This is a genomic window from Citrobacter sp. ABFQG, assembly GCF_004322975.1.
Taxonomy (GTDB): domain Bacteria; phylum Pseudomonadota; class Gammaproteobacteria; order Enterobacterales; family Enterobacteriaceae; genus Citrobacter; species Citrobacter freundii.
The window spans coordinates 3,186,284-3,200,075 of the sequence record NZ_CP036435.1 but is presented as its reverse complement, the minus strand read 5'-3'; the positions used below and the strand labels follow the sequence as shown (position 1 = coordinate 3,200,075).

At 52.4% G+C, this 13,792-nt stretch carries 11 protein-coding genes and 1 pseudogene; 10 read left to right on the top strand and 2 right to left on the bottom strand.

Annotated features, from left to right (window positions below; genetic code table 11):
- Nucleotides 1-3: 3 nt before the first annotated feature.
- From WN16_RS15700 to WN16_RS15685, 4 genes are all read left to right on the top strand, one after another.
- Complete coding sequence (locus tag WN16_RS15700) at nucleotides 4-579, top strand: XRE family transcriptional regulator (protein ID WP_044702336.1); 576 nt, start codon at nucleotides 4-6, stop codon at nucleotides 577-579.
- A gap of 58 nt (nucleotides 580-637) precedes the next feature.
- Nucleotides 638-1,672: an NADP-dependent oxidoreductase gene (locus WN16_RS15695; protein ID WP_044702335.1), complete on the top strand. Its 1,035-nt coding sequence runs from the start codon at nucleotides 638-640 to the stop codon at nucleotides 1,670-1,672.
- A gap of 264 nt (nucleotides 1,673-1,936) precedes the next feature.
- Entirely contained in the window at nucleotides 1,937-2,998 is a 1,062-nt protein-coding gene (locus tag WN16_RS15690; RefSeq protein WP_003843717.1) for a YncE family protein, read from the top strand.
- Nucleotides 2,999-3,135: 137 nt separating this feature from the next.
- Nucleotides 3,136-3,357 carry a YgdI/YgdR family lipoprotein gene (locus WN16_RS15685; RefSeq protein ID WP_003020157.1) on the top strand — a complete coding sequence of 74 codons (222 nt, stop codon included), beginning with the start codon at nucleotides 3,136-3,138 and terminating at the stop codon, nucleotides 3,355-3,357.
- Between the two features lie 41 nt (nucleotides 3,358-3,398).
- On the opposite strand, the gene ansP is transcribed toward WN16_RS15685, so the two are convergent.
- Nucleotides 3,399-4,841, bottom strand: a complete 1,443-nt coding sequence (gene ansP, locus WN16_RS15680) for an L-asparagine permease (RefSeq protein ID WP_003843715.1) — start codon at nucleotides 4,839-4,841, stop codon at nucleotides 3,399-3,401.
- 279 nt (nucleotides 4,842-5,120) lie between these two features.
- A complete protein-coding gene (locus WN16_RS15675) occupies nucleotides 5,121-6,662 on the bottom strand; it encodes a PAS domain-containing methyl-accepting chemotaxis protein (RefSeq protein ID WP_044702330.1) in 1,542 nt (513 codons plus the stop codon).
- 507 nt (nucleotides 6,663-7,169) lie between these two features.
- Between WN16_RS15675 and WN16_RS15670 the strand changes: the two genes are divergently transcribed.
- From WN16_RS15670 to WN16_RS15640, 6 genes and pseudogenes are all read left to right on the top strand, one after another.
- The gene (locus WN16_RS15670) at nucleotides 7,170-8,168 is read left to right on the top strand and encodes an MsnO8 family LLM class oxidoreductase (RefSeq protein WP_044702329.1); all 999 of its coding nucleotides are present in this window, start codon (nucleotides 7,170-7,172) and stop codon (nucleotides 8,166-8,168) included.
- On the top strand, nucleotides 8,168-9,289 hold the full coding sequence (locus WN16_RS15665; protein ID WP_044702327.1) for an amidohydrolase: 1,122 nt from the start codon (nucleotides 8,168-8,170) through the stop codon (nucleotides 9,287-9,289). The genes WN16_RS15670 and WN16_RS15665 overlap by 1 nt, the downstream gene beginning before the upstream one ends.
- Nucleotides 9,290-9,314: 25 nt before the next feature.
- Nucleotides 9,315-11,573 (top strand): annotated as a pseudogene (locus WN16_RS24380) (NtaA/DmoA family FMN-dependent monooxygenase).
- 10 nt (nucleotides 11,574-11,583) lie between these two features.
- On the top strand, nucleotides 11,584-12,093 hold the full coding sequence (locus WN16_RS15650) for a GNAT family N-acetyltransferase (RefSeq protein ID WP_032949329.1): 510 nt from the start codon (nucleotides 11,584-11,586) through the stop codon (nucleotides 12,091-12,093).
- Nucleotides 12,094-12,102: 9 nt separating this feature from the next.
- Nucleotides 12,103-13,029, top strand: a complete 927-nt coding sequence (locus WN16_RS15645) for an amino acid ABC transporter permease (protein WP_047715770.1) — start codon at nucleotides 12,103-12,105, stop codon at nucleotides 13,027-13,029.
- Nucleotides 13,013-13,786, top strand: coding sequence for an amino acid ABC transporter ATP-binding protein (locus WN16_RS15640; protein ID WP_044702321.1), 774 nt, complete (start codon nucleotides 13,013-13,015; stop codon nucleotides 13,784-13,786). Before WN16_RS15645 ends, WN16_RS15640 begins: the two co-directional genes overlap by 17 nt.
- Nucleotides 13,787-13,792: the final 6 nt, after the last annotated feature.

Genomic DNA, 13,792 nt, shown 5'->3' with positions numbered 1-13,792 from the left:
AATATGAATACTATTGAAGACAGTATAAATCAACGGATCAGTGCAAGAATTCGCATTGAGCGGGAATCTCGCGGTTGGTCACTCACGGAACTTGCCGAGCGCGCGGGCGTGTCGCGGGCCATGATCCATAAAATAGAACGCGGCGAGAGTAGTCCAACGGCTACGCTGCTGGGTAGACTTTCCGGTGCGTTTGGCATCAGCATGTCTACCCTGATTGCGCGGGCTGAAATGCAGGAGGGCAAGCTGCTGCGCTTCGCTGACCAGCCCGTCTGGCACGATCCGCAAAGCCACTATCTGCGCCGCCATGTTTCACCGCACAGCGATCTACCTATCGATCTGGTGCAGATTGAATTACCCGCCGGAAGTGATATCCCGATGCCAGCTTCTTCCTATGTGCAGGCCAGACAACTTATCTGGTTACAGCAGGGGGAATTAGTCTTTGTGGAAGGGGACATACGCCATGAAATGCAGGCAGGTGATTGCCTGGAACTTGGCCCGCCGAATGACTGTCGGTTTATCAATGAAACCGCGAAACCCTGCGTTTACCTGGTTGTGCGGTTAAACCACGTCGTCAGCTAAATAGCAGGCGCAGACTGCTACTATTGATGGATTCATGCCAAAAGCAGAGGAGCACATCATGGGTCAACAGACTAATCGTAACCGTCGCTGGGTACTGGCTTCCCGTCCACATGGCGCGCCAGTCCCAGAGAACTTCCGTCTTGAAGAAGATGAGGTGGCATCCCCGGGCGAAGGCCAGGTTTTGCTGCGCACTGTTTATCTTTCCCTCGATCCCTACATGCGTGGCCGCATGAGCGATGAGCCATCTTACTCACCACCAGTAAAGATTGGTGGTGTTATGGTGGGTGGTACCGTAAGTCGCGTGGTGTCATCCCGCCATCCGGACTACCAGCCAGGCGAATGGGTATTGAGCTACAGCGGTTGGCAGGACTATGACATTTCCGACGGTACCGGACTGGTGAAGCTTGGCGCTCATCCCGAACATCCCTCCTGGGCGCTGGGTGTTATGGGTATGCCGGGGTTTACCGCTTATATGGGCCTGCTGGATATTGGTCAGCCGAAAGCGGGAGAAACGCTGGTGGTAGCCGCCGCAACCGGGCCGGTTGGCGCAACGGTTGGGCAGATCGGTAAGCTTAAAGGCTGTCGGGTAATCGGTGTGGCTGGTGGGGCAGAGAAATGCCGACATGCCACAGAGGTGCTGGGCTTTGATGTTTGCCTCGATCACCACGCACAAGATTTTGCGCAACAACTGGCAAAAGCCTGCCCGCAAGGAATTGATATTTATTATGAAAACGTCGGCGGAAAAGTATTTGATGCCGTTCTGCCATTGCTCAATACTTCAGCGCGGATTCCGCTTTGTGGCCTGGTCAGTGGTTATAACGCAACGTCTCTTCCGGCCGGACCTGACAGATTACCGCTGTTAATGGCAACGCTGCTGAAAAAGCGTATCCGGATGCAGGGTTTTATCATTGGTCAGGATTATGGTCACCGCATTCAGGAGTTTCAGCGGGAGATGGGGCGCTGGCTTAAAGAGGACAAAATCCACTACCGCGAGCAGGTGACCGACGGCCTGGAAAATGCGCCACAAATCTTTATCGGTCTGCTGACTGGCAAAAACTTCGGCAAGGTAGTTATTCGTCTTGCTGAGGATTGATGCGTAAGAGTGGAAGACGGTGAATGTCTGTAACCAGGCCTGCTTCGTACGAAATGTAGGTCTGGTAAAATGCCAATGACGTTATCTGGATGAAAAGCGATTATTCATGGAGAAAATGAGAAGGTTACAACCCGAAAGCAAATAAATACTCCACATTGAGATAAATAATGATTACTATTCTCATTCTTAAAAAGGCAAAACCATGATTTTGCTCATTGAAGCTATGTGAAGCAGTAACAAACGAATTTATCAAAGGGAGTCGTCATGTCTTTACGTCATCTGTTTTCACCGCGTCTGCGTGGTTCTTTACTGTTAGGTTCACTGCTCGTTGCATCATCTTTTACTACGCAGGCTGCAGAAGAACTGCTGCGCAAAGCCGTCGGTAAAGGCGCTTATGAAATGGCGTACAGCCAACAAGAGAACGCGCTGTGGCTGGCGACCTCACAGAGCCGCAAACTGGATACCGGCGGGGTGGTTTACCGCCTTGACCCGGTCACCCTCGAAGTGACTCAGGTGATTCATAACGATCTCAAACCGTTTGGTGCCACCATCAATAACGCCACGCAAACGCTGTGGTTCGGCAACACGGTAAATAGCGCGGTAACGGCGATGGATGCTAAAACGGGCGCGGTGAAAGGACGTCTGGTGCTGGATGCGCGTAAGCGTTCTGAAGATGTTCGCCCGCTGCAGCCGCGTGAGCTGGCCGCAGATGACGCCACTAACACGGTATACATTAGCGGTATTGGTAAAGAGAGCGTGATTTGGGTGGTGGACGGCGACGCCATTAAACTGAAGGACACCATCCAAAATACCGGCAAAATGAGCACTGCTCTGGCTGTCGACAGCAAGGCTAAGCGCCTGTACACCGCCAACGCAGACGGTGAATTCATTACCATCGATACCACCACCAACAAAATTATCAGCCGCAAAAAACTGCTGGATGATGGGAAAGAGCATTTCTTTATCAACCTGAGCCTGGACACAGCGGGCAACCGTGCATTTGTCACCGACTCTAAAGCGGCGGAAGTGCTGGTAATCGACACCCGTAACGGCAACGTACTGGCAAAAGTCGCCGCGCCGGAATCCCTTGCCGTGCTGTTCAACCCGACGCGTAATGAAGCCTACGTGACTCATCGCCAGGCCGGTAAAGTGAGTGTGATCGACGCGAAAAGCTATAAAGTCGTCAAAACATTCGAGACCCCAACATTCCCGAATAGCCTGGCGCTCTCTGCCGATGGTAAAACCCTGTACGTCAGCGTGAAACAGAAATCTACCCGCGAGCAGGAAGCTACCCAGCCGGACGATGTTATTCGTATTGCGCTGTAAAAAATCAGGAGGGGGAAACCCCTCCTGTCATTTCTCTAAACCCCACGATACGCCTCGTTACACCCCGCCAGTAGCCCGACCCACTTCAGGGACTTACACTACGCCCTCAACGGCTAACTGAATAACACGGGAATACCATGAAAAAGCCATTTATCTGTCTTTGTGCAGGCGTAATGCTGTTTACTCTGGCAGGATGCACCACTGATTACGTCATGACGACCAAAAGCGGACAAACCATTACCACCCAGGGTAAGCCAAAACTGGATAAAGATACGGGAATGACCAGCTATACCGATCAGGATGGAAACGCGCGGGAAATTAACAGCAACGATGTAGCGCAGTTGATTGAAGCGAACTAAAAAAGAAGGCCTGAAGGGTTAACCTGTCAGGCCTTCAGCCATTACGGTGCGGTGCGGTGGATTTCCGCGACGCGCTTACGCACGCCGAACCAGCCTGCCACCAGCAGGATGGCAATCAACGGTAATGACGCGATAGTGTAGGTGCCGTTTGGATAGTCAAACGCCATCAACACCAGCACGCTCAACAGGAACACCAGGGTTAGCCACGAGGTAAACGGAGCGCCCGGCAGTTTAAAGCTAACGTCTGCCGTTTTACCTTCTTTTATGGCCCGGCGCAGACGCATCTGACAGACCATGATAAAGCCCCACGACGCAATAATGCCCAACGACGCGAAGTTCAACACGATCTCAAACACCTGCGACGGCACCAGATAGTTAAGAAATACCCCGACGACATAGACGACCAGCGTGGCGAGGATCCCCGCCCAGGGTACCTGTTGACGGCTCATTTTAGCCATGAATTTCGGCGCCGATCCGCCCATCGACATGGAACGTAAAATACGTCCGGTGCAGTACAGCCCAGAGTTAAGGCTGGAAAGCGCCGCGGTGAGCACCACTATATTCATGATACTGCCGATATACGGCACGCCCAGTTTGGAGAAGAAGGTAACAAACGGGCTTTGCCCTGCCTGATAGGCATTCCACGGCAGTAACAGAACCAGCAGCACGACAGAACCCACATAGAACAGACCAATACGCCAGATAACGCTATTGATCGCTTTCGGCACCATGGTTTGTGGATCTTTGCATTCTCCAGCAGCGGTGCCCACCAGTTCAATGGAGGCAAACGCGAAAACCACCCCCTGAACCAGTACCAGCGCCGGCAGCAAGCCATGTGGGAAGAATCCACCGTTGTCGGTGATCAGGTGAAAACCCGTGGCGTTACCATCCAATGGCTTTCCAGTGCCTAAAAAGACGGTACCCACCACCAGGAAAATCACAATCGCCAACACTTTGACCAGTGCAAACCAAAACTCCATCTCCGCGAACCACTTCACGCCGATCATGTTCATGGTGCCGACAATGGCCAGCGCGCCGAGGGCGAATACCCACTGCGGTACATCACCAAATGCGCCCCAGTAATGCATATACAACGCCACCGCGGTGATATCGACAATGCCGGTCATCGCCCAGTTGATAAAGTACATCCAGCCAGCCACATAGGCGGCTTTCTCACCTAAAAATTCACGGGCATAGGAGACAAAGCTGCCGCTGGAAGGGCGATGTAAAACCAGTTCGCCAAGCGCGCGCAGTATAAAGAACGAAAAAATACCACACACCAGATAAACCAGCGCCAAAGCAGGACCAGCCATCTGCAAGCGCGCGCCAGCCCCTAAAAACAACCCGGTACCAATTGCGCCGCCAATGGCGATCATCTGTACCTGTCGATTTCCCATCGCTTTGTGATACCCCTCTTCGTGGGCATTCAACCAGCGTCGTTTCGCCGCATGTTGTTCCGCGGCTTGCGTGTTGTTTGTGTTCATTACTTTTCCTGTTGACCTGACAAAAATACAAATCCTTTTTGCCGCACCTGCTGCGGCGAAAACAGCCTTACCCTTCATTGTGTTACGGGGGAAAACTGCCGGCCGAGCATCCTACATTCAATTGTTCGGTTCCGCAAAGCCTCGATAACAAGAATTCAGCATTTTTGTACAGCCTGCACTGGCGCGGTGTGGCCTCGATTCAGCCAATAAAAGAGAAGGGCGTAAATACCTGGAGAGGAGTGCGCTTATCGAGACATTCACCCGATAAGCGCCGTAAGGTTATGCTGATACGCCAAAGACCTGAACGGCCTGCTGTAAGCGCGATGAACGTTGAGTCAGATCGGCGGTAGCATCGGTGACACGCTCTACCATCTCGGCATTATTGTGTGTCATGGTGCCTACGCGTGAAATCGAATCGTTAATCAGATCCAGCGCCAGGGTTTGCTCACGCGTCGCCAGACTAATATCTTTGATCATCATCGACATCTGCAGGACATCGCCAATCATCCCGGTAAGATGCGTCTCCGTTTGTTCTACCATTTTGACGCCGCTATTCACGTTGGCGACGTTCTTCTCAATCAACTGTTTGATCTCTTTTGCTGCAGACGCTGAGTGCTGTGCCAGATTACGGACCTCTGCCGCCACAACGGCGAAACCGCGTCCTGACTCTCCGGCTCGCGCGGCCTCGACCGCGGCATTGAGCGCCAGAATATTGGTCTGAAAGGCGATACTATCAATGACGCCGATGATGTCGACGATCTGCCCGTTGTCACGCGATATCGCCTGCATCATGGCGATAGTTTGTTTCATGATATCGCCGCCTTCTGCCGCATTGGCGCTGGTTTTATCGGCCATGGTCATAGTATGTGCCGCAGTCTCAGCAGTTTGCTGTACCGCGCTACCAATTTCTTCAATGGCGGCAGCGGTTTGTTGCAGGTCGGCGGAGGTTTCTTCGGAACGCTTATGCAGCGCCGTACCTTCTTTTGATACTCGCTGACTGATAGCGCGAATACCGGATATTTGCGTACTGACATCATCGACCAGTGAATTCAGATTAAGCCCGGACTGATTAACCAGGCGCATCAGCATTCCGATCTCATCCACCCGATTTAAATGACAGTTATCAGGTTTTCTCCCGGATACCACTTTCTTCATTTGCGTCAGTAGCGTATTAACTGGCTGACAAATTTGATACTTAAGGTAAATAGCAAGCATCAGAAATAAGAACAGCAACCCTCCCGCCTGAATAAATGGATTAACAGGAGCAAAAAGAAATAGCGCAGCGAGCAGGGCGATTACCCCTAAAGAATAATTGACGCGCTGGCTAATGCTCATCCATTTAAACATTGATGCCCATGACAATATGCCGCGGCGAATGATAATGCCTTTAAAAAGTCGAAACCCTTTAAACTGCTGGCTATTAATTTTTTGATATAAACTTTCGCTTTGAGTTATTTCATCGCGCGAAGGAACGGTACGCACTGAAATGTAGCCAGTGAGCTTTTCATTGTGCCAGACCGGTGTAACGTTGGCGCGAACCCAGTAATGGTCGCCATTCTGCCGACGGTTTTTCACCATCCCCGTCCAGCTGTCTCCCTGCTGTAGCGTGTACCACATATCGGCGAACGCCGCGGGAGGCATATCAGGATGGCGAATAATATTATGCGGTTCGCCCATTAATTGCTGTTCGTTAAATCCGCTGGCATCAATAAATGCGGAGTTGGCGTAGGTAATATGACTTTCTTTATCCGTCGTAGAAAGCAGCGTCGCTTTATCGTTAAGTGCGTGCTCAATTTGTGTAACAGGCATGTTACTTTTCATAGAGGTCCCATGATGCTATGTATAATCCATACAAAAATCCCCGCAATGAAATCGGGGGATATTAGAAATCTGTTTTAAACCGTTTTAATAAGAAACGTTGCATTCTCTACTAATCATCATTTCTGTGGAAGTAGTTAAAATAAAAATTTCCATGTAAATCATTCATCCCGCGTCATAAAAGTGAAACAATTAATACAAGCGCATAACGTTACAAGTCGTTTAAACTGACTTAACGTAAATTGCGCTAAAAAACCATTTCGAAAAAAGAAAACTGGCATGAAAAGATTTTGATGTTATTACCGTGATATCAACGACCCTATTATATTTTGTAGGCTATTAATTGCGGGTGTTTTTCAGTTTAGCGGTACAGGGCGATCCAAATTTTAACCCTGGCTGCTGCAGGGTTTGTTATCTACTTTTTAGCTGAGTAAATGTGAATTAAATGTTTCAGTATGGCTATTTGATAAATTAATAATAAAGACATGTTAACAAACATAGGCTCGTAACATGTCATATCGCCTGAGTATTCTGGATAAAAGCCCCATCGGGGAAGGTGAAACTGCCGCGACTGCGCTTTCCCGGACGTTGCGCCTGGCGCAACTGGCGGAAGAGTGGGGGTACCATCGTTTCTGGATCGCGGAACACCATAATACGCCACAGCTGGCCAGTCCATCGCCGGAGCTGGTGATCGCCTGGATCCTCGGGCAAACCCAGCGTATCCGCGTTGGTTCCGGCGGCGTGATGCTGCAACATTACAGCCCGTACAAAGTGGCGGAAAACTTCAATCTTCTGGCATCACTGGCTCCTGGACGTGTCGACCTCGGCGTAGGGAAGGCCCCTGGCGGGTTACCGTTGTCGACTCAGGCGTTACAGCATGGACTGCATCAGGAAGAAAAAGGCAGTTTTGCCGATCAGCTTTCTCAGCTTAACGGCTGGCTGGCGCTGAACGGAACGGAAAGCGGGGAAACGGTATTCCCGACGCCAATCCCACCAATACCGCCAGAAGGATTTGTACTCGGAGCCAGTGTGCAAAGCGCACAGTTAGCAGCGCAATCCGACTGGAATTTTATCTTCGCTGCGCACCTCAACGGTGACAAAACGTTATTACGTGAGGTTTTGTCCTTCTGGCAGACCCACAGCGACCGCCCGACGATAGTCGCCGTTCAGGTGATTGTGGCTGACAGTCACGATACCGCTGCGCAACTGGCGGAAAACGTGCAAATCTGGGGCGTTGAGCTGGAAAATGGTCAACGCGTTACAGTCGCCAGCGAAGAGCAAGCCCTGGCATTCGCCGTACAGGCGGGTAGTTCGCCACGCAAAATCGCGCGTCGTGAACTGGCGTTGTTACACGGCACCGCTCAAGAGGTGATGGTAAAGCTGAATGCTCTGCATACGCAATTTGGTATTGATGAGTTCATTATCGACACGCCAGTGGCGGAGGGCCACCCGCGTCTGACATCGCTGCGTTTGTTGGCACAAGTCCATAATGCCGTGGAGCTGCTCTGATGACCCTCAGCTCAACGCTTATCAACTGGCGTCGTGAATTACATCAGCACCCGGAGCTTTCCCTGCAGGAGGAAGCAACCACCGGGCGCATTCAGGCCTGGTTGCACGCTGCGGATGTCGACATTCTGCCGTTCGAGCTGAAAACCGGTCTGGTCGCGGAAATCGGCAAGGGAGAAGATGTCATCGCGCTACGAGCGGATATCGATGCGCTACCGATAGAAGAAAGTGCCGACGTTCCGTTTCGTTCCCTCACACCGGGCGTGATGCATGCCTGCGGGCATGACGTCCATACCAGCGTGATGCTTGGTGCAGCACTGCTGCTTAAACAACAGGAAACAACCTTACCGGGGCGAGTACGTATTTTGTTTCAACCAGCTGAAGAGAGTTTCGGCGGTGCAAAAACGTTGATCCGCGCCGGTGCGCTGCAAAACGTAGCGGCTATTTTTGGTATGCACAATGAGCCCGGTTTGCCGGTGGGCGAATTTGCCACACGCGGCGGTGCGTTCTATGCCAATGTCGATCGCTTCGTGCTGCGCATAAATGGCAAGGGCGCACATGCGGCGCGTCCGCATGAAGGCAAAGATGCCATCCTGCTTGCCAGCCAGTTGGTAACCGTGTTGCAAAGCGTTGCCAGTCGCGACGTTAACACGCTGGATTCGGTGGTACTCAGCGTGACCCGTATTCAGGGAGGAAATACATGGAACGTACTGCCAGAGTCCGTTGAGCTGGAAGGGACGCTCAGAACGCACCGGACTCAGGTACAGCAGCGGGTTAAAGCACGGGTTAATGACATCGCTGCCGGATTTGCCCATGCCTTTGGCGCACAAATAGACGTTATCTGGCATGCAGGGCCGACCGCGTTGGTGAACGATGCGCGTTGGGCCGATATCGCCACCACGGTGGCGAAACAGTCAGGCTACACAACTCACCATGCTGACCTGCATATGGGCGGGGAGGATTTTGCCGTCTACCTGCAAAATACGCCAGGCGCATTTGTCAGTATTGGCAGCGCCAGTGAATACGGATTACATCACCCGGGATTTAATCCAGACGAACGTTTAATTGAACCTGCCGCACATTACTTTGCGCAGTTAGCAAAAACGGCATTCGCACACCTTTAAGTTTACCTGTTGGGTAGGGGTTATTATGGCTGAAAATCGGCAACTACGGCTCGGAACTATTCTGCATGGCGCATCGGGAAATATGTCCGCATGGCGCCACCCGGCGGCTCAGGCCGATGCCAGTATTAATTTTGAGTTTGTCAAAGAGACGGCGCTTATTGCGGAAAAAGGGAAGCTGGATTTTATTTTTGTCGCCGATGGTCTGTATATTAATGAAAAATCAATCCCGCACTTTTTAAATCGTTTTGAGCCGCTAACAGTATTATCCGCTTTGGCCAGCATCACCCAGAATCTGGGACTGGTTGGCACAGTGTCCACATCATACAGCGAGCCGTTTACGACCGCACGACAGTTCGCCAGCCTGGACCATCTCAGCAACGGGCGTGCGGGCTGGAACGTGGTTACGTCGCCTCTGGAAGGATCGGCAAAAAACTATTCTCGCGCTCAGCATCCGGAGCATGCCCAGCGTTATCGTATTGCCGATGAATATTTACAGGTAGTGAAAGGACTGTGGGATTCCTGGGAAGACGATGCTTTTACCCGTAATAAAACAAGCGGGGAATTTTTTAATCCGCATAAACTGCACACGCTAAACCATCATGGAGATTATTTCCAGGTCGCCGGGCCGTTAAATATTGGGCGTACGCCACAAGGTCGTCCGATTATATTTCAGGCGGGAGCTTCAGCAGATGGCAAGAAATTAGCGGCGCAGCATGCTGATGCCATTTTTACCCATCAGGAGTCGCTGGCAGAGGCTAAGGCGTTCTATCAGGATGTAAAAAGTCAGCTGGAAATCGCCGGACGACATCCCGATCAACTGCATATATTCCAGGGCGTCAGCGTTATTGTTGGCGACAGCGAAGAGGACGTTGAGCAGCAGTATCAGACTACCGCTGCGCTGGTCTCCGTTACCGACGCGCTGAACTATCTTGGCCGCTACTTTGAACATCATGATTTTGCCCAATATCCGCTGGACGCACCGTTCCCGGATCTTGGCTCTCTCGGACAAAACAGCTTTCGCAGTACGACTGATGAGATCAAACGCAACGCGCGCGAGCGTGGCTTAACACTCCGTCAGGTTGCTCTGGAATCGGCCAGCCCACGTCCGCGTTTCAGCGGCACGCCGGAACAGGTCGCCGACGGCCTGCAGCAGTGGTTCGACGAGAAAGCCGCAGATGGTTTTATTATCCAGGGCGGAACGCCGGATACCTTCCCGCGTTTTGTCGAACAGGTTGTCCCTGTGCTTCAGGCGCGGGGCCTGTTCCGCCATGAATATCCCGGTACGACCCTGCGCGCAAGCCTGGGATTAACGACACCTGCAAATCAATTCGCACAATAAGAGAAAAACGCTATGCAGAAAAAATCAGTATTCCTCGCGCTGTCGCTGGCTTTCAGCGCGACTGTCTGGGCAAATGATGTGACGATTAACGGCACGGGCGTAAGTCTGGAAGCCAATAAAACGCCGATCAATACGGCAAAGAATCCGCAGGCGATTGCGCAATTGCCTGCAAATCTGCACCTGGCCGTACCGGGCAAATTCACCGTGGCGATTGCCGGGCTCAGTCAACCGCCGCTGACCGTCTTTGCCGATGACAATAAGACGCTGATCGGCAGCGAGGCGGACATCGCGCGTCTGGTGGCTGACAGTTTGGGGCTGGAACTCAACGTCGTACCTACGTCATGGGAAGACTGGCCGCTGGGCGTCACTTCCGGCAAATACGATGCCGCGATCAGTAATATTACCGTCACCAAAGCACGCAAAGAAAAATTCGATTTCGCGACGTATCGGAAGGACTCTCTTGGCTTTTATGTCAAAACCGGTAGCAAGCTGAAGAAAATCGAGCAGGCGGAAGATATCGCTGGACTGCGCATTATCGTCGGTTCAGGGACGAACCAGGAAGCCATCCTGCTGGCCTGGAACGATGAGAACGTGAAGAAAGGGTTACAGCCGTTTACGCCGGTGTATACCAAAGATGATGCCGCGCAAACCCTGGCCCTACAGTCAGGTCGCGCCGATGCCTACTTCGGTCCTAATGTAATCGGCGCATGGAAAGCTGCACTCAACGGTAAAACGCAATTGGTGGGTAGTGTTGATGGCGGTTGGCCAAAAGCGGCACACATCGCAGTGACGCTGAAAAAGGACAGCGGTCTGGTTCTGCCGGTACAAACCGCCCTCAACGGCGTGATTGGCAACGGCGATTATGACAAGGTGCTGAATCGCTGGGGAGAAGGGGTGGAACGCATTCCGCAATCTGAAATCAACCCGGCCGGTTTAGGCGACTAAGGAGGTCATCGTGAGCGATCAATTTCGCGTGGTCTCACCTGAAGCCAGCGAGCTACAGCCCATTTTGAACGGTCTGTTCGGTGAGTATGCTGCCCGCTACGGCGATTATTTTTCTCGCGACGCTGAAGTGGAACTGACCGAATGGTATCTGGCACCTCAGGGACTTTTTGTGGTCCTGGAGCGTGGCGGAGAAATTATCGCCACCGGGGCTTACAAACCTTACGACAAGGACACTGCCGAGATTAAGCGTATCTGGACAAAAAGCAGCCTGCGTCAGCAGGGACTTGCGGCGCGTGTAGTGCAGGAACTGGAACGTCGGGCGCTATTCGCGGGCTACAGCCGGATATATCTGACCACAGGATTTCGCCAGCCGGAGGCCGTCAGACTTTATTTAAGCCAGGGCTACGATCCACAATTTGATACGACGCGCAATCCCGAAGAGTACAGCCAGCCACCGTTTGATGGACGGCTGCGCTTTACCAAACTGCTGACTATTGCCGGTCAGGCCAGAATCGCCTGAGGAGAGAAGATGAAAACGACAGATAGCATTAAAGTCGTACCGGCGCGTTACCCCATGCGCACCGTTGGCGCGATCATTGCTTTGTTTGCCCTGGCGGTGATTCTCCAGTCTGTGGCGTTTAATCCGCGCTGGGAATGGAGTGTGTTTGCCCGCTGGTTCTTCGATCCGGTGATTTTGTCTGGTCTTGGACAAACGCTGTTACTGACACTTATCGGGACGCTGTTGAGTATTCTCATCGGCGGTCTGCTGGCGCTGGCGCGGCTTTCATCTTCCTGGCTGTTGAACTGTCTGGCCTGGGGGTACATCTGGCTGTTTCGTTCGTTACCACTGATTGTGGTGCTAATCGTTCTGTACAACTTCTCCTATCTATACGACACGCTGACGATTGGTATTCCGTTTACTCCCATTCAGTGGGGAAGTTTTGAGACCATCAATGTACTCGGTCAGTTTTCCACTGCGGTGGTTGGCCTGACGCTGGTGCAAAGCGCCTATACCGCTGAGATTATACGTGGTGGATTTTTGGGGGTTGATCACGGTCAGTACGAGGCAGCGGCAGCACTGGGCTTACCGGCAGGGCGACGTACGCTGCGGATTATTCTGCCGCAGGCGCTGCGCACCATTTTGCCTGCTGGCTTCAATGAAATCATCAGCCTGGCGAAAGGGACGGCGATGGTATACGTGCTGGCAATGCCGGAGCTGTTCTACACCATCCAGATGATATACAACCGCACGCAGGAAGTGATCCCGCTGCTGATGGTGGGTGCGGTGTGGTATCTGGTGATCACCAGCATTCTGTCGCTTATTCAGCATCTGGTCGAACGCACGCTGGCACGCAGCGAACGACGTTCAGCGATCAACACAGTCCGGGTGAGCCGTGCAGAAAAACGCAGTCGTCAACGTCCACAGCAGGAGGCCGTCCATGTCCCACTCGCCTGAAGGTCATATTTCTATTACCGGCGTCAGCAAATACTTTGGTCGCCACAAAGCATTGGATAATGTGTCGCTGGAGATCCCTCCCGGAACGGTTACGGTCATTCTCGGGCCGTCCGGTTCAGGGAAATCCACACTCCTGCGTACCATCAACCATCTGGAACGCGTCGATGAGGGTTTTATTCAAATCGATGGCGATTACATTGGCTATCGTCGGCAGGGAGACAAGCTGTATGAGCTGAAAGAGGCGGAAATTTTGCGCCAGCGGGTTAACGTCGGCTATGTGTTCCAGAACTTTAATCTGTTCCCGCACTTAACGGTGCTGGAGAACCTTATTGAAGCACCCATTGCGCACGGACTGGCATCGCGTAAAGCCGCCACCGAGCGGGCATTAACGCTGCTTAATGCGGTAGGGTTGCGCAATAAAGCCGATGCCTGGTCGCGTCACTTATCTGGCGGTCAGCAGCAGCGTATCGCTATTGCCCGTGCACTGGCGCTAAATCCGCGCGTCATGCTGTTTGATGAGCCTACATCTGCACTGGATCCTGAACTGGTGGGCGAAGTCCTGGATGTCATCAAAGCGCTGGCGAAGTCGGGAACCACGCTGGTGGTGGTGACACACGAGATTGGCTTCGCTCGGGAAGTGGCGGATCAGGTGGTGTTTATGGTTGATGGCAAAATCGTCGAGCAGGGCAGCAGCGAGCAGGTGTTGAATCATCCACGCCACACGCGCACCCAGCAGTTTTTGTCGAAAGTGCTTTGAGGGTAA